General features: G+C 57.0%; 18 protein-coding genes. 12 read left to right on the top strand and 6 right to left on the bottom strand.

From position 1 onward, the window contains the following. Window positions 1–16 precede the first annotated feature (16 nt). The 3 genes from rpoN to rapZ are packed head-to-tail and all read left to right on the top strand — an operon-like array spanning window position 17 to window position 2,817. Window positions 17–1,486, top strand: coding sequence for an RNA polymerase factor sigma-54 (rpoN, locus tag ACUUL3_RS15950; RefSeq protein WP_448553032.1), 1,470 nt, complete (start codon window positions 17–19; stop codon window positions 1,484–1,486). Window positions 1,487–1,490: 4 nt separating this feature from the next. Further along, window positions 1,491–1,943 carry a PTS sugar transporter subunit IIA gene (locus ACUUL3_RS15945; RefSeq protein ID WP_448553030.1) on the top strand — a complete coding sequence of 151 codons (453 nt, stop codon included), beginning with the start codon at window positions 1,491–1,493 and terminating at the stop codon, window positions 1,941–1,943. A 4-nt stretch (window positions 1,944–1,947) separates the two neighbouring features. After that, a complete protein-coding gene (gene rapZ / locus ACUUL3_RS15940; RefSeq protein ID WP_448553028.1) occupies window positions 1,948–2,817 on the top strand; it encodes an RNase adapter RapZ in 870 nt (289 codons plus the stop codon). A 3-nt stretch (window positions 2,818–2,820) separates the two neighbouring features. Here rapZ and ACUUL3_RS15935 read toward each other — a convergent pair whose 3' ends face one another. Together ACUUL3_RS15935 and ACUUL3_RS15930 are read right to left on the bottom strand one after the other, a co-directional pair. Then, a complete protein-coding gene (locus ACUUL3_RS15935; protein ID WP_448553026.1) occupies window positions 2,821–3,414 on the bottom strand; it encodes a histidine phosphatase family protein in 594 nt (197 codons plus the stop codon). A gap of 406 nt (window positions 3,415–3,820) precedes the next feature. Next, the gene (locus ACUUL3_RS15930) at window positions 3,821–4,111 is read right to left on the bottom strand and encodes a nucleotidyltransferase family protein (RefSeq protein ID WP_448553024.1); all 291 of its coding nucleotides are present in this window, start codon (window positions 4,109–4,111) and stop codon (window positions 3,821–3,823) included. 264 nt (window positions 4,112–4,375) lie between these two features. On the opposite strand from ACUUL3_RS15930, the gene ACUUL3_RS15925 reads away from it, so the two are divergent. From ACUUL3_RS15925 to ACUUL3_RS15915, 3 genes are all read left to right on the top strand, one after another. After that, a complete protein-coding gene (locus ACUUL3_RS15925; RefSeq protein ID WP_448553022.1) occupies window positions 4,376–6,061 on the top strand; it encodes an FG-GAP-like repeat-containing protein in 1,686 nt (561 codons plus the stop codon). Window positions 6,062–6,359: 298 nt separating this feature from the next. Then, window positions 6,360–6,572, top strand: a complete 213-nt coding sequence (locus ACUUL3_RS15920; RefSeq protein ID WP_448553020.1) for a hypothetical protein — start codon at window positions 6,360–6,362, stop codon at window positions 6,570–6,572. Further along, window positions 6,481–6,852, top strand: a complete 372-nt coding sequence (locus ACUUL3_RS15915; RefSeq protein ID WP_448553018.1) for a type II toxin-antitoxin system PemK/MazF family toxin — start codon at window positions 6,481–6,483, stop codon at window positions 6,850–6,852. Before ACUUL3_RS15920 ends, ACUUL3_RS15915 begins: the two co-directional genes overlap by 92 nt. A gap of 191 nt (window positions 6,853–7,043) precedes the next feature. On the opposite strand, the gene ACUUL3_RS15910 is transcribed toward ACUUL3_RS15915, so the two are convergent. Next, window positions 7,044–7,328, bottom strand: coding sequence for a type II toxin-antitoxin system RelE/ParE family toxin (locus ACUUL3_RS15910; RefSeq protein WP_448553016.1), 285 nt, complete (start codon window positions 7,326–7,328; stop codon window positions 7,044–7,046). Continuing rightward, complete coding sequence (locus ACUUL3_RS15905) at window positions 7,318–7,569, bottom strand: CopG family ribbon-helix-helix protein (RefSeq protein WP_448553014.1); 252 nt, start codon at window positions 7,567–7,569, stop codon at window positions 7,318–7,320. Before ACUUL3_RS15905 ends, ACUUL3_RS15910 begins: the two co-directional genes overlap by 11 nt. A 399-nt stretch (window positions 7,570–7,968) precedes the next feature. On the opposite strand from ACUUL3_RS15905, the gene ACUUL3_RS15900 reads away from it, so the two are divergent. The 6 genes from ACUUL3_RS15900 to ACUUL3_RS15875 all read left to right on the top strand — a co-directional run bounded on the left by ACUUL3_RS15900 (window position 7,969) and on the right by ACUUL3_RS15875 (window position 12,383). Continuing rightward, window positions 7,969–9,297, top strand: a complete 1,329-nt coding sequence (locus tag ACUUL3_RS15900; RefSeq protein WP_448553012.1) for a hypothetical protein — start codon at window positions 7,969–7,971, stop codon at window positions 9,295–9,297. A gap of 508 nt (window positions 9,298–9,805) precedes the next feature. Continuing rightward, window positions 9,806–10,045 carry a type II toxin-antitoxin system Phd/YefM family antitoxin gene (locus ACUUL3_RS15895; RefSeq protein WP_448553010.1) on the top strand — a complete coding sequence of 80 codons (240 nt, stop codon included), beginning with the start codon at window positions 9,806–9,808 and terminating at the stop codon, window positions 10,043–10,045. Beyond that, window positions 10,042–10,428 (top strand): type II toxin-antitoxin system VapC family toxin, encoded by a 387-nt coding sequence (locus tag ACUUL3_RS15890; RefSeq protein ID WP_448553008.1) that lies wholly within the window; start codon window positions 10,042–10,044, stop codon window positions 10,426–10,428. Before ACUUL3_RS15895 ends, ACUUL3_RS15890 begins: the two co-directional genes overlap by 4 nt. A gap of 417 nt (window positions 10,429–10,845) precedes the next feature. After that, window positions 10,846–11,085 carry an AbrB/MazE/SpoVT family DNA-binding domain-containing protein gene (locus tag ACUUL3_RS15885; protein ID WP_448553006.1) on the top strand — a complete coding sequence of 80 codons (240 nt, stop codon included), beginning with the start codon at window positions 10,846–10,848 and terminating at the stop codon, window positions 11,083–11,085. Continuing rightward, window positions 11,082–11,492 carry a PIN domain-containing protein gene (locus ACUUL3_RS15880; protein WP_448553004.1) on the top strand — a complete coding sequence of 137 codons (411 nt, stop codon included), beginning with the start codon at window positions 11,082–11,084 and terminating at the stop codon, window positions 11,490–11,492. Before ACUUL3_RS15885 ends, ACUUL3_RS15880 begins: the two co-directional genes overlap by 4 nt. Window positions 11,493–11,537: 45 nt before the next feature. Then, on the top strand, window positions 11,538–12,383 hold the full coding sequence (locus ACUUL3_RS15875; protein ID WP_448553002.1) for an MBL fold metallo-hydrolase: 846 nt from the start codon (window positions 11,538–11,540) through the stop codon (window positions 12,381–12,383). 301 nt (window positions 12,384–12,684) lie between these two features. Here ACUUL3_RS15875 and ACUUL3_RS15870 read toward each other — a convergent pair whose 3' ends face one another. Together ACUUL3_RS15870 and ACUUL3_RS15865 are read right to left on the bottom strand one after the other, a co-directional pair. After that, complete coding sequence (locus tag ACUUL3_RS15870) at window positions 12,685–13,485, bottom strand: ABC transporter permease (RefSeq protein ID WP_448553000.1); 801 nt, start codon at window positions 13,483–13,485, stop codon at window positions 12,685–12,687. Further along, entirely contained in the window at window positions 13,472–14,125 is a 654-nt protein-coding gene (locus ACUUL3_RS15865) for an ABC transporter ATP-binding protein (protein ID WP_448552999.1), read from the bottom strand. The genes ACUUL3_RS15870 and ACUUL3_RS15865 overlap by 14 nt, the downstream gene beginning before the upstream one ends. Window positions 14,126–14,312 lie beyond the last annotated feature (187 nt).

Below are 14,312 nucleotides of genomic sequence, written 5' to 3'. Positions count from 1 at the left end.
AAGGACATAAGGCCAGATGGCTCTCGAGCTCAGACAACAACTGAAACTCACCCAGCAGCTGGTGATGACTCCCCAGCTCCAGCAGGCGATCAAGTTGTTGCAACTCTCCCGGCTTGAACTGGTCGAGACCATCCAGCAGGAGATCGAAATCAACCCGGTGCTCGAAGAGGCCTCCGAGATCCAGGAGCCGGGCGAAGCCACCATCGACACCCCGCCGGTGGAGGATATCCCCCCTGAACTCCGCGCGCCGGACCGCACCGCCGAAGTGCAGATAGGGGGGGGCGAATCCTCCCTCAAGGAGATCGACTGGGAAAATTACAGCAACGAGTATGAAAGCGGTTATGGTTCCGGCCGCGAAAAAGACGACTCCGACCTGCCCTCCCGCCTCGACATCCTCACCACCAAGCCCAATCTTCACTCCCATCTCAACTGGCAACTGAACCTCTCCCATCTTTCGGAGGATGACAAGGAGATCGGTTCCTTCATCATCGGCAATCTCGACCGGGACGGCTTTCTCGAGGTAAGCGACGAGGAAATCGCCGCGGAGACGGGCTGCGACCTCGAAGCGGCTCAACGCCTGGTCCGGGTCGTGCAGGAGATGGACCCGCCCGGGGTCGGCGCCCGCAACATCAAGGAATCGCTCCTGCTCCAGCTCGAACGCCTCGAACTTGCCGATTCGCTGGCCGCCGCCATTGTCCGTGACCACCTGCATCCCCTGGAAAACAAGAACTTTGCCGCCATTGCCAAGGCCACCGGCCAGCCGGTCGGCGAGATCCTCGCCGCGGTCAAGGTGATCATGGGGCTCGACCCCCGGCCGGGCCGCATCTATTCCGACGAGGAACCGCAGTACATTGTGCCGGACGTCTATGTCTACAAGATGGGCAACGAGTACGTCATTCTCCTGAACGACGAGGGACTGCCGCGCCTCAAGGTGAGCAGCTATTACAAGGACATCCTCAAAAAGGACTCCAAGGCGTCGGCCGACACCAAGGATTACGTGCAGGACAAACTGAAATCCGCCCTCTGGCTGATCAAGTCCATCCAGCAGCGGCAGCGCACCATCTACCGGGTGGTCGAATCCCTGCTCAAGTTCCAGTACGATTTCTTTGAAAAGGGGATCGCCTTCCTGAAACCGCTGGTCCTGCGCGATGTGGCGGAAGACCTGGGCATGCACGAATCCACGATCAGCCGGGTGACCAGCAACAAGTATGTCCACACCCCCCAGGGCACCTTTGAACTCAAATACTTCTTCAACTCCGCCATCAGCCGCCATGACGGCGGCGACGCCATGGCCTCGGAAAGCATCAAGGATCGGATCCGCGTCATCATTCAGGCCGAGGACCACGAAAAGCCCCTGAGCGACAACGCCATTGCCGACATCTTTGCCAGGGAGGACATCAAACTGGCCCGTCGGACCGTGGCCAAGTACCGGGAACAGCTCGGCATCCTCCCCTCCAAACTGCGCAAGAAACCGAACCTGGGCTAGCACGATGGGCTTGATCAAGGAAATCAGAAGCTCCCTCATCCTGCCGGAGCTTGCGGCAACTGGCAAGAAGGAGGTGCTGCAGGAGCTGGCCGCGGCGATCAGGATGGTGTACCCGGCCCTCGAAACCGCCGCCCTCTACGCCGCCCTCCTGGAACGGGAAGAGCTTGGCTCCACCGGCATCGGCGAGGGGATCGCCATCCCGCACGGCAAGATCAGGGGACTCGACGATATCGTCATCTGCTTCGGCCGGAGCCTGCGGGGCATTGCCTTTGACGCCCTGGACGGCAAACCGACCCACCTCTTCTTCCTCCTCGTCGCGCCGGAAGATGCCGCGGCCCGCTATCTGAGCAGCCTGGCGGAACTCTCCCGCTTCCTGAAGAATATGCCCATCCGCAGCCGTTTGCTCCAGGCCGCCGGCAAGGAGGAACTGCTGGCCATCTTCACCGAGGCGGGATGACCCCATGTCCGCCGCGGCGCAGCCCCCAAGCCTCACCATCATCACCGGTCTGTCCGGCGCAGGCAAAAGCACCGCCCTCAATGTTTTTGAAGACGCCGGATTTTACTGCATCGACAACCTGCCCGTCTTCCTCCTCCTCCCCCTGCTCACGGGCATGGCCGCCAAGGCCGGCAGCCGGGACCGCCTCGCCCTGGTCATGGACGCCAGGGACCGGGATTTTCTCAGCGAATTTCCGGCGGTGCTCAGCAAGGCCAAAACGCATTGCACCCTCACCCTGATCTTCCTTGACGCAGGGGAGACCATCCTCCTGCGTCGCTTCAGCCAGCTGCGCCGGGCCCATCCCTTGAGCGAGGCCGGCAATGTCCGGGAGGCCATCCAGCAGGAGCGGCGACAGCTGGCCGCGCTCAAAAAAATGGCCGATTGCGTCATCGACACAACCGGCCTCAGCCCCAACGAACTCCGCAATGCCCTGCTTGCCCAGGATTCAAGCCAGGCCATCGGCATGCGGCTCAACATCCTTTCCTTCGGCCACAAACACGGCCTGCCCGAGGAAGCAGACCTGCTTTTCGATGTCCGCTTCCTGCCCAACCCCTACTGGGTTCCGGAACTGAAGGAAAAAACCGGCAAGGAACGGGAAGTGGCCGACTACGCCCTGGCCAACGAAACCGGCAGAAAGTTCCTCGCGCTCTTCTTGCCGCTGATCGATTTTCTTCTCCCCCTGTACGAAAGCGCCGGCAAGGCATATCTCACCCTGGCCGTGGGCTGCACCGGAGGCAGGCACCGTTCGGTGGCGGTGGCGGAGGCACTTCACCAGCATCTCAGCCGGAGCGCCAACCGCCCCGTCTTCCTCACCCACCGCGACATGGGAAAATAGCGTTCAGCCGAGGCCAACCACCCGCGTAACGCCCGTTTCATCCCGCACCAGGGAGGTCACCTGGGCATTGCCCACCTTGATGGAGCGGAACTCGCTGATCGGCCTGCCCAGGTAATGCAGGAGCAGGCTCCTGATCACGATGAGGTGGCTGACCACCAGGATATTCCGGCCGGCGCACTCCCGAAACAACCGCTCCACGCAGCCGACCGCCCGCTTCTGCACATGGGCGATGGTTTCGCAGCCGGCCACGGAAAAGGAGGGGGGATCATCGAGCCAGGTGGGATATTCGGGGCCGAATTTGGCCCGGATTTCGTCCTTGGTCAGCCCATCCCAGTGGGGGATGGCGATCTCGTTGAACCCCTCCTCCACAAAAACTCCGGCGCGCAGCATGGCGGCGACAATCTCGGCGGACTGCCTGGTCCTGGGCAGCGGCCCGCAGAAAATTTTCCCTATGCCGGCTTGAGCAAGCGACCTGCCCACTTCGGTTACCTGGGCAATGCCGTCGGCATGCAGCGGCTCATTCGACCGGCCGGCAAAGATATTTTCTTTATTGGCGGCTGTCACGCCATGGCGGATCAGATGGATGGTGGTCTGCATATGGGTTCCTTAAAACATTATCTGATTACCACTGGGTTTCAGCCATTAGATTTTGATGCGTCCCATTGGCACGCCGCCGAGCACCGGAGAGGCTGCCGGAAAAGGAGCAAAAACTGTTTGAGCACGCCATCGGCGGGCGAGTTTTTTTGCTCCCGGCAGCTTCGAGGAGCACAGGGAACCTGCCGTAGGCAGGCAAGTGACAGGGTGCCCTTTCTTTTGGTTCATTTTCTTTGGGCAAGCAAAGAAAATGAACACGACATGTAATGCCGCATACCAACCTGAAATTCAATGGCAATTTAAAAAATTAAAGCGCACGACGCTGAACGCACGGGAGGGGAAAAAACGACTGAGTATTTTCTCAGCCGCTTCGTTGACCTGCCGCAACACCTCAACGGCAAGAGTTTTGTCATACATAGACGGCTTCCTCATCAATCCGCTGCTTCAAATAAAGATTCATCTTTTCCCGGTAAACAACGAGATCGATCGGATGGTGCATGCGCTCCTCAAGCTCATACTTTATCCCAGCCATTGTGAAAAGATCCGGTTTCGCCAACGTGACGACCACGTCCACATCGCTTGCTTCACTCGCAGCATCACGCGCGGTCGAGCCGAAAAGACCAAGGGAAAGGATACCGTATCGCCTGGCGCACTGTTTTTTGTATTCGCCTAGAATGGCGAGAGCTTCTTTTTTTTTCATCTTTCATCGCCTCTATTGAGAGCCTGGCCTTTACTTTTTTTTAACGCAAAGGCGCAGAGACGCAAAGATATTTCCTTACATTAAAGATCCCAACCCAATTCAGACCTGTACCCATTATTGCCTTTGCTAGCAGATGCACTGACGGCTGCAGGCCTGCGGCTTTCAACAAAAAATCCTTGCCGTTTTCAGCGGCCAGGGGTACTACTATCTCCTATTTTTGTTTAATTTTCCACGCCAAACACAACCAATCCCATAGGTTCCATAATGTATAGATCGCCCCTCGCTTCCCGTTTTCTTTCCATTATTGCTCTTGCCCTGGCCTTTGTCTCCCTCAGTATGCCGGCCCAGGCAGCAAACAAGTCCGGCACCATCGCCTTTCTGCCCTTCAAGGCAAACGCCCCCCAGGACATGAGCTATCTCACCAGCGGGATCCGGGATATGCTGGCCAGCCGCCTAGCATCAGAGATCGGCCTTACCGTCGTCGATAAGGGCCTGGTGGAAAAGACATTGGCCACGGCTGGCGCCCCTGCCCAGAACGACGCCTTTGTCAAGCTCGGCAAGAGCCTTAACGCCGACTATCTGGTGGCCGGCAGCCTCACGGCCCTTGGCAGCAGCCTCTCTTTAGACGCCAAGGTTTTTGATATCGCCAGCGGCACCCCGCAGAGCTTCTATGCCACAGCCAAAAGCGAAAACGAGATTATTGTCGCCATCGACAGCCTGGCCTGGGACATCGGCGAAAAGGTCTTCGGCCACAAGCGCCCGGCCGCGGCCCTTGCCCAGCCCCAGGCCGCGGCACCCAGCCAGGCTCCCCAGAACCAGTACCTCACCGCCCATCCGGACCGGGCCCTGGCCGGCCGTGGCGGCGCCTCGCCCTTCATCTACAGCAAGGGCATCAACTCCGCCTTCGATTTCAGCAAGAGCCAGAACATGAAGCTCACCCTCCAGTACATGGAGCTGGCCGATCTTGACGGCGACGGCGCCGAGGAGGTGATCCTGGCGGACCGCGAATCCGTGCAGATTTACAAGCGCGACCAGAACCGCTTCAGCAAGGTGGGCCAGATTGCCGGGCCGCAGGGCTACCGGATCCATGCCGTCACGGTGGCCGACCTGAACGGCAACGGCAAGCCCGAGATCTACGCCAGCGCCGCGGACACCAAGACCCCCAGCTCCTTTGCCTTTGAGTGGATCGAAGGAGACAAGGCCAACTATATCTTCAAGGATGCCAAGTGGTACGTGCGGGCCATGCAGATTCCCGGAGAAGGCGCGGTACTGGCCGGCCAGCGCGCCGATTTCGACAAGGCCGTGGCCCCCGGCATCCATCGCCTGGAGCTGAGCGGCGACACGGTGAAGCCGTTGAGCCGCATCGAGCTGCCTGAGGCGGTGAACCTCTTCGAGTTCACCATCGCCGATCTGGACAACGACGGCAGCCGGGAGATCATCGCCATCGATCAGTACGACCGCTTGCAGGTGCTGCGCTCCGGCGGTTCCACGCTCTGGAAGAGCGACGAGTTCTACGGCGGCACCACCCGCTTCATCGGCGGCCAGGAGGCCATGGGCCTTGCGGACAAGATAACGAAGCTTGAGGATCTGGGCCGGATCTACATCCCCTCCCGGATCATCGTTCAGGATGTCAACGGCGACAATCTGCCGGACATCATCATCAACAAGAACCTCTCCACCTCCTCCCGGCTCTTCAAGAACATGAAGAACTACCCCTCCGGCGAGATCCACGCCCTGACCTGGAACGGCATCGCCCTCACCGAGCTGTGGCGGACCAGGAAGATCGACGGCTACATCGTCGATTATCTGCTCAGGCCCAATGCGGAGAAAACCGGGGCCGAACTGCTGGTGGGCATCATCCTCTCCGGCAAATCCCTGGATTTTCTCAGCGAGCAGACCAGCACCGTGCTCATGTACCAGCTCGATCTCACCAAAAAGACGGAAGAGTAGCCGGGGAAACGGTTCGCGGCCGAAAAAGAACCTCAACGCGAAGGCGCGTGGGATGAATCTGTTGCGCATTCGGCAGCAGGGTTCATCCCACGCGCCTTCGCGTTACATTTTTGCCCTTTGCCTTTTGCATTTCTCCCCATCTTAATCATGCGCCGTAGCGTCTTTGCGTTGCGCTTTTCCCTTTGCCTTATCTTCCCCCCTCGCGTCTCTGCGTTGTTGCGTTATCTTTTGCCCATCATCCCCTTGCCTGTTTTTACTGCATTGCTTATCCTGTAATTAAACTTTGAAAGGTGATCACATGGGCACTGCCGAAAAAATTTATGCTGAATTGAAAGAACTTCCCCCTCCCTTGGCGGAAGAAGTTCTGGATTTCATCGCCTTCATCAAAGCCCGTCGCCTGCGGGACGAACGCGGCGAAGATGCGGGATGGACGCTGCTCCAGGAAAAAAGCCTGGCCGAAGTTTGGGACAACAACGAAGACGAGGCCTGGAATGATGTTCGCGTATGGTGATATCATTTTGGTCGCCTTTCCTTTCTCAGAAGGCAAGTCCAGCAAGCGCCGCCCTGCTGTTGTCCTCAGGCAACCCGACGATTTCGGGGATTTCCTTGCCTTGCCCGTCACATCCAGATCCTTCCACGAAAACGCTGTCGCCATCGATCCCTCAATGCTTGCAAAAGGGGCACTCCCAAAGGCAAGCTGGATACGATGCGACAAAATTGCAACTCTCCACAGCTCGCAGGTTCTGGCCGTGTTGCAACCCTTACGCCCATTTCCTTTGCAAGCCAGTTGAAAGAAGTCTGCCAAGGCATGGGCTGCCGCGCCGCAAGCTGAAGCAAAGCCGCTCTGTCATCCAGCCCGGCCAAGCTTAGCGCACTTCCCTTTCAACATTTCACTTTCTTTCCCTTTGCATTGCCCTTCTCTTGCGCCCCAGCGTCTTTGCGCTGTCATTTTGCATTATCCATTTTGCATTTTGCACTTTCCCTACCACCGCTCCGGCCACTTTCGCGAAGCATGATAGACCCGCAAAACCTCGACCACGCCATCCTTGACGCGATAGGGGACGATATAAGGCAAGCCCGGCACCAGCAACTCCCTCGTTCCAGGGACGCGGCCTGCGCGGCCGATCCCGGGCTGATCGGCCAGAAGGGAAACTGAGCGGATGACCTGAACGACAATGTCAACTGCCGCCGCCGGACTGTCCGCGGCAACAAAGGCTCCAATCGCGTCAAGATCGAGCAACGCCAGCCGCGACCACTTAATGCGCACCCTTTTTCGCCTCCCACTTGGCGAGAACCTCATCATGCTCGGCAAAAACAGCATTCGGCTTCTCAGCCTCGTTTAGAGCCTGAGCAATGCCTTCGATCTGCCACTCATTCACATCGAGATACAGCTCAAGCGCCTCCTCGATGACATAGGATTTTGACCGCTTGGTGGCGCTGGCCAGTGCTTCGAGGCGTTTTTTGGTTGCCGGCTTGACGCGAACCGTCACATTTGCTGCTTTCAACATATCAACCCTCCTGCAATAATTGTACTTGCATTGTATGCATATGCACGACAATCGTCAAGCAGCCATCACCAGCAGAAAATACCACGCCTCCCCCTTTCCCTTTCAATTCTCCATTTTGCATTCTGCATTATCCATTTTTCTCTTTCCCTTCGCGCTATTGCGCCTCTGCGTTATTTTTTTGTTTCTCATTTTTCATTTTGCATTTTTCACTTTGCCCTATCCTTCCCGCGCCTCCGCGTCTTTGCGTTGCGCTTTTTGCCTTCTGCATCGCCCGCTCCGGGGAATAAAAAAATTCATACCCCGGTACAAAAAACTTGACATCCCCCCCGCAACATGGCTTAAACTCACAAATGAGTTGTTTCTTTTATTTTTATTAACCTTATCAAAAGGGGATAAGAGATGAAAAAAGTATTATCTACTGTAGCAGCCCTGGGGCTGGTCGCGGGCCTGGCCTCCACCGCTTCCGCTGTTGAGTTCAGCATGAGCGGCGACTACACTGTTGACGGTGTCTACATGAGCAAGGCTGAAGGCAACGGTGTGGTTCTTGACGACGCACAGGCGACCAACGGCAACGCCGACAATGTCTCCAGCGACGCCTACTACAAGCATACCTTCCGTGTACTGCCGGTCATGAAGGTCAATGATTCCATCACCATGAAGGCAGAGATCCGCCTGGCCGACGAGAACTTCTGGGGCAGCCAGGACGACCTTGCTCAAAACGGAAGCAGCATGGGTGGTGATGTATATGTTCATCGTCTGTACATGGACTATGCATCTCCCATCGGTAAGTTCATGATCGGCCGGGTTCCCTCAGGACCCTATGGTACCGCCTACCTGGATATGGACAGCCGCGCCAACAAAATCGTTTACAATCCTTCCTTCTTGGCGAGCGGCCCTTGGTCCACCCAGTTTCACATCATAAAAGCCACGGATGGAGACCAAGCCGCTAACACCGATTCCGAAGTTGACAGTGACTCCTACGAGGCGCGCCTCTTCTACAAGGACACCAACCTGGACTCTGGTCTGCGTTATGTGTTCAACAACAACAATACCGTTACCAATGTCAAAGATCAGAAGCAGACCGGTGTTGTTTACGGCAAGTACAAAATGGACAACTACTTTGTCAATGCCGAGCTTGTTTACAACTTTGGCGACAAAGAGACCATCACCGGCGTTACCAAGACCTCTGCAGACTATGACTCTTGGGGCGGCATGTTGGAAGCAGGCGGCAAATTCGACGCCATCACTGCCAGCCTGATGTACTTCTATGCCCAGGGCAAGGATCCCAACCAGACCGCTACCTCTGATATGGAGCAGTTCCTCGCCGCAGGCAGTGGCACCGGTACTGAGTTTTATCCGCTCTATGTCATGACCGGCAACCAGGGGACTGGCATGCTGAACCCGGATATCAATAACGGCTATACTGGTGCCATGGCAACGGCTGGTGTGCATGCCTATGTTGTTTCCGCAGACTATGCCGCTTCCGACCGTTTGACCCTGCACGGCGCCATCGGCTACGCTCAGGCTGACGAAGAACAGATTGTCAATCAGGACGACGAGTACGGCTGGGAGTACAACCTCGGCGCTGCCTACAAGCTGCTCGACAACCTGACCTACGAGGCGCACTTCGGCTACTTGGATGCAGGCGACTTCTTCAAAGAAGGCGTTGCAGGTCAGGATACCGAGAATGTTTACCTGCTGACCCATCACCTGACCATGACCTTCTAATCATCGCCTGAACGCGTACATTAGAAGCATCCTGATCAACCAACCCCCTGCGGTTCACCCCGCAGGGGGTTTTTTAATCTCTTCTGTCTCAACTTCTTCATCTCTCGCCAAAAACATAATCCTACAGATTCTTTTACAAACTCACGCAAAACATCAATCCCGGCCGGGGGTCAAATCTTTATCCTTGACAACTCTTCTTTTTTATCTCATCAGATAACTTGGATTACCCTTTAAGGATGGTTGATTCAGCCAGCGCAGTACGACTTATGGCAGTCCGGGCAAAAAGAAAACAGCATAGGTTAAGGCCTTTGCAACCTGACCGTCCTGACCATGACCAGTTAATCTCACCCGAACACGAAAATTAGAAGCATCCTGTTCCCCTGCGACTTCTTTTCGCTGTTTTTTTTATACCTTCTGCTTCATTCTCTGACTCCCTTACACAAATCTGCCTTGACTCCCGCCTCATTCGTCGCCATTATATGGCTAAGTCTAGCTAAGGAGGATTGCCATGCACACAGTCAACATGCACGAGGCGAAAACCAAACTGTCGCTCCTGGTTGAGGAGGCGCTGTCCGGCGAGGATGTCATAATCGCAAAGGCAGGCAAACCACTGGTACGGCTTGTTCCTCTCCACACTGACGACCGGCAGCGAACCCCTGGCCGCTTCAAGGGCCAAATAACTTTGAGTCCTGATTTTGATGCCACCCCGGAAGAGCTTATTGCCTCCTTTGAAGGAGACGAAGCATGATGCGCTTGCTGCTCGACACCCATACCTTCCTCTGGTGGCTGTCGGACGATCCCCAATTGGGCAAAAAGGCCAAAGCCACGATCCGGGATGGACGGAATCAGGTATATGTCAGCGCGGTCTCCACCTGGGAGGCCGCGATAAAACAGGCGCTGGGAAAACTGCACGCTCCTGAAAATCTTGAGTCCATTGTCGAGGATGAACGATTCATCAAGTTGCCGATTTCCCTCCATCACGGCGAAATAGCAGGGCGACTTCCCGCGCACCATCGTGATCCTTTCGACAGGATGCTGGTTGCCCAGGCACAGGCCGAAGGGTTGACCATTGTCACGGCGGATTTACGCATTCCGCTCTACACGGTGAAAACATTGCCGGCAGGCCAATGAAATGAACGGAACATTCGGTTGGAGGCGCGAGAGGCAATAAGCACCTTTATTCAGACAATTTTATTGTCCTGACTATCCCCATCAGAGTTCTCTAAGTCTTTTCCTGACCTTGGGCCCCTCTTCGAGTCCCTTCCCGCAATTTTCACCTCTTCTTTTCCGTTCTGCGCCTGGCACCAGATATTACCACCATGCTCTCCTTGTATCTTTGGGGGCAAATCGCCATCCACGACTGTTTTCCAGCCCCCCCTCTTCCGGCTATTGCCTTCTGATCTCCGCCAAATGTGCCGGCACGAAAAGCATCCCGGCCTATCACGCTTCTACTGTTGCCGCCCTCGGTTTTTTTATTCCGTTGACAGCCCCAGGGCAGCGCATTACCATTAGTAATGCGCACAACTTCAAGTAAGGAGACCGCAAGCAATGGCTACCGCAACAGTCACCAGTAAAGGCCAGGTCACCATCCCGAAAGAAATACGGGATTACCTCAAACTCAGGGCAGGCGGGCGGCTCGAATTTTTAGTCGATTCCCAAGGCAACGTCCGCATTGCTCCTGCAACCGGGGAAGCGCGACAGCTCAAAGGATTGATCTCTCCGGCGAAAAAGGCTGTAAGCCTTGAAGAGATGCAGTCGGCCATTGAGCAGGAAGGAGGACGGCAGTGACAGGCCTCGACACAAACGTCCTTGTTCGATACATCGTCCAGGATGACGCCGAACAGTCTCCGGTAGCCACCGCCCTTATTGAGGACGGGGAACAAGCCGGAGAAACATTTTTCATCAACCAGATTGTTCTCTGCGAGGTTGTCTGGGTCGTGAAGCGGTGCTACAACGCCGGCCGCGACGAAATCGGGCGCATGATCGAACAAATCCTGCGAACCGCTTCCTTCCGGGTCCAACGCTCGGAAGAGGTCTGGCGTGCTCTTGAAATCTACCGGCAAGACACCGCGGATTTCGCAGACTGCCTCATCGCCTGTGGCAATAGCGCCGCTGACTGCGCAGCGACCGCCACTTTTGACCGGAAAGCATCACAAATTGCAGGAATTCGGCTCGCTTCCGCCATGTCACGATAGCTGAAAGGACTTTTAAACTTCACCTGCAACCTGGGAGCAATCTTAATGTCCACTCCATTTCAGCTTGGGCAATTCAACCTCCACTGGCTTGAGGGCGGGGTATTCGAGATCGATGGCGGCTCCATGTTCGGGGTGGTGCCCAAGGTGCTCTGGGAAAAGAAATGCGCGTCAACGCCGGACAATCATGTCCGGCTCGCCGATTCCGCCATTCTGGTCCAAAGCCCGGACGGGCTGGCCCTCATTGAAACAGGGCTGGGCAACAAACTCACCGACAAGCAGAAGAAGATCTTCCGCCTCCGCCGCGACTGGAATCTGCCTGCCGAACTCGCCAGGCTGGGACTTGCCCGGGAGGATATCGGCCACGTCATCCTCACCCACTGCGACTTCGACCATGCCGCCGGCATCACCATGCACAACGGCGCGGGCGCTCTTGAGCTGACCTTCCCCAGGGCCATGCACTACATGCAGCGGCTGGAATGGGAGGATGTCCGCGCGCCCAACAGGCGTTCGGCCAGCGCATACTGGCCGGTGAATTTTCAGGGATTGGCAGAGGATAAAAACCTGCATCTGGTGGACGGCAAGGAGGAGATCCTGCCCGGCATCACCCTGGAGCTGACCGGCGGCCACACCCGGGGCCACCAGGCGGTCTGGCTGCGCTCGGAGGGGGAGGCCGCCCTGCATCTGGGGGATCTCCTGCCCACCCCGGCCTACGTGAATCCCCTCTGGATCACTGCCTACGACAACTTCCCCCTGGATTCCATCGCCGCCAAGGAGCGCTTTCTTGCAGCGGCACAGGCGGAAAACGCCTGGCTCACCTTCTACCATGACCCGAAGGTCCTCGCCTGCCGCTTTGACGAAAAAGGCGAGGTGCGTGAATCGTTTCCAGGCTGATCATCCGCACTCTCCACATCAGGAATTCAGACGAATGGTCATGCATCCTTTCCTTGCAGGGAAAGCAGGAAAATTTCCCATTGGCACGCAGCCGAGCAGCACAGCAGTGGCCGCAAAAGGGGCTTGCACTGTTTGAGGCGAAGCCGAGTTTGCAAGACCCCGGCCAATGCGAGCAGCGCAGGGCATCCCGCCTGCGGCGGGACAAGTGACACTGGGTGCCCTTTCTTTGGTTCGTTTCTTTGGGCAAGCAAAGAAATGAACATTTTTATTTTAGCTGACCACCCCACTTCTCCCGGATAAATCATTTTTTCCGCGGTTCCACAAAGATCTCCGGCCTCAGCATCTGCATCCTGTCAAAGGCGAATGACAGGCTGAAATGGATATTCGCCGCCATGGAGATGACCATGCCGCTGAAAATGCCGAGCATGATCATGATCTGGTATTTGATGGCCACCAGGGGAAAGGCGCCGCCCAGGATCTGGCCGGTCATCATGCCGGGCAGGGAGACGATGCCGATGGTGGTCATGGTGGCGATGGTGGGCATGATTGAACTTCTGATCGCCTGGCGCCTGAAAGGGTGTACCGCCTCGCCGAGGCTTGCGCCCATGAGCAGGTAGGCGAGAAACTCGTTTTCGTTTTTGCGGATCCCGCTGTAGAACCGCTCCAGGGACAGGATGTTGGCGTTCATGGAGTTGCCGAGGAGCATGCCGGCAAGGGGAATGAAGTAGCGTGCGTCATACAGGGGCACGGGCCGCACCACGATGCAAAGAAAGATCACGATCACGAGCAGGAGCGAAAGGGCCACCCCGGCCAGCGAAGGCCAGAACAGCCTGTTTCCGGCAAGACCGGCCTTGGCGAGAATGTTGCGGTTGGCGACCACCATGATCACCAGCACCCAGAGAACATTGAGCCAGATACTGTTGACGGCGAAGAGATACTTGAGATAGAGCCCGACCAGGAACAGCTGCACGCTCATCCTGCCGACGCTGATCAGGATTTCGCGGCTTAAGCCCAGCCCCAGCCGGTGCAGAAGAAAGACGGGCGCCACGAGAAAGAGGTAAAGAAACGCCAGCCGCAGCAAGGGGATGTCAATGGTCTCCATGGGCTTCCTCCCTGAGTATCCCGTTTTCCAACACCAGGACCCGGTTGCAGCGCCTGATCATCTCGGGATCATGGGACACGCAGACCACCGTATGGCCAACCTCCTCCAGAAGAAGCTCGAAGACCGGCGCCTTGCTCTCACTGTCCAGGGCGGAGGTGATCTCGTCGGCAAGAAAGATCTTTTTCCCCATCAGCATGGCCCGGGCGATGACGATGCGCTGCTTCTCGCCGCCGGACAGGGAACTGCTTTTCCGGGCCATGATGGCCGGCTCCAGGCACAGACGGTCGAGCCCCGCCCGCACCGCCTCCGCCGATGGCCCCGACTGCCTGTGCGCCTTGAAGGTGAAAGGAAGCAGCAGGTCGTCGGCCACGCTCTCGCCGGCCAGCACCGGCTCCTGCCCCACATAGGCGATGCGGGTGCGGATGGCCATGATGTTTTCCGGGCAGACCGGCAGCCCATTCACCGTGATGGTCCCGCCAGTGGTCCGGACGGCGCCCACCATGCTCTTGAGGATGGTGCTCTTGCCGCTGCCCGACCTGCCTCGGATGGCGACCTTTTCCCCGTCCCGGATCACAAAGGTGCTGTCGCGCAAAATATGTCTGTCTCCCACGCGGATGGAGACCTGTTCGAAGCGGATCATCCCTCCTCCCCTGTCAGCGTTTTTCCCAAGTATACCATCTCCGGACAGGCTGGAAAGGGGGTTCTGTAAAATAGCCGGGAGAGGGTCGCGTTAAAATTTGACAAGTGGAAATTCCTTGTGATGTACTGAAGACAGCGGGTGACGAAGACGCCTTTTCGGCGTCTGTGCCCTGACAACATTCCGAGGG

Source organism: Thiovibrio sp. JS02, assembly GCF_053485635.1.
This window is presented reverse-complemented; position numbering and strand designations above follow the sequence as displayed.

Bases quoted from the DNA above. Each gene is read 5' to 3' on its own strand.
- ACUUL3_RS15915 (WP_448553018.1), top strand. From the start codon at position 6,481: ATGCGGGATGGACGCTGCTCCAGGAAAAAAGCCTGGCCGAAGTTTGGG.
- ACUUL3_RS15900 (WP_448553012.1), top strand. From the start codon at position 7,969: ATGAAAAAAGTATTATCTACTGTAGCAGCCCTGGGGCTGGTCGCGGGC.
- ACUUL3_RS15935 (WP_448553026.1), bottom strand. From the start codon at position 3,414: ATGCAGACCACCATCCATCTGATCCGCCATGGCGTGACAGCCGCCAAT.
- ACUUL3_RS15930 (WP_448553024.1), bottom strand. From the start codon at position 4,111: ATGAAAAAAAAAGAAGCTCTCGCCATTCTAGGCGAATACAAAAAACAG.
- ACUUL3_RS15885 (WP_448553006.1), top strand. From the start codon at position 10,846: ATGGCTACCGCAACAGTCACCAGTAAAGGCCAGGTCACCATCCCGAAA.
- ACUUL3_RS15920 (WP_448553020.1), top strand. From the start codon at position 6,360: ATGGGCACTGCCGAAAAAATTTATGCTGAATTGAAAGAACTTCCCCCT.
- rpoN (WP_448553032.1), top strand. From the start codon at position 17: ATGGCTCTCGAGCTCAGACAACAACTGAAACTCACCCAGCAGCTGGTG.
- ACUUL3_RS15865 (WP_448552999.1), bottom strand. From the start codon at position 14,125: ATGATCCGCTTCGAACAGGTCTCCATCCGCGTGGGAGACAGACATATT.
- ACUUL3_RS15875 (WP_448553002.1), top strand. From the start codon at position 11,538: ATGTCCACTCCATTTCAGCTTGGGCAATTCAACCTCCACTGGCTTGAG.
- ACUUL3_RS15890 (WP_448553008.1), top strand. From the start codon at position 10,042: ATGATGCGCTTGCTGCTCGACACCCATACCTTCCTCTGGTGGCTGTCG.
- ACUUL3_RS15905 (WP_448553014.1), bottom strand. From the start codon at position 7,569: ATGTTGAAAGCAGCAAATGTGACGGTTCGCGTCAAGCCGGCAACCAAA.
- ACUUL3_RS15945 (WP_448553030.1), top strand. From the start codon at position 1,491: ATGGGCTTGATCAAGGAAATCAGAAGCTCCCTCATCCTGCCGGAGCTT.
- ACUUL3_RS15895 (WP_448553010.1), top strand. From the start codon at position 9,806: ATGCACACAGTCAACATGCACGAGGCGAAAACCAAACTGTCGCTCCTG.
- ACUUL3_RS15925 (WP_448553022.1), top strand. From the start codon at position 4,376: ATGTATAGATCGCCCCTCGCTTCCCGTTTTCTTTCCATTATTGCTCTT.
- ACUUL3_RS15870 (WP_448553000.1), bottom strand. From the start codon at position 13,485: ATGGAGACCATTGACATCCCCTTGCTGCGGCTGGCGTTTCTTTACCTC.
- rapZ (WP_448553028.1), top strand. From the start codon at position 1,948: ATGTCCGCCGCGGCGCAGCCCCCAAGCCTCACCATCATCACCGGTCTG.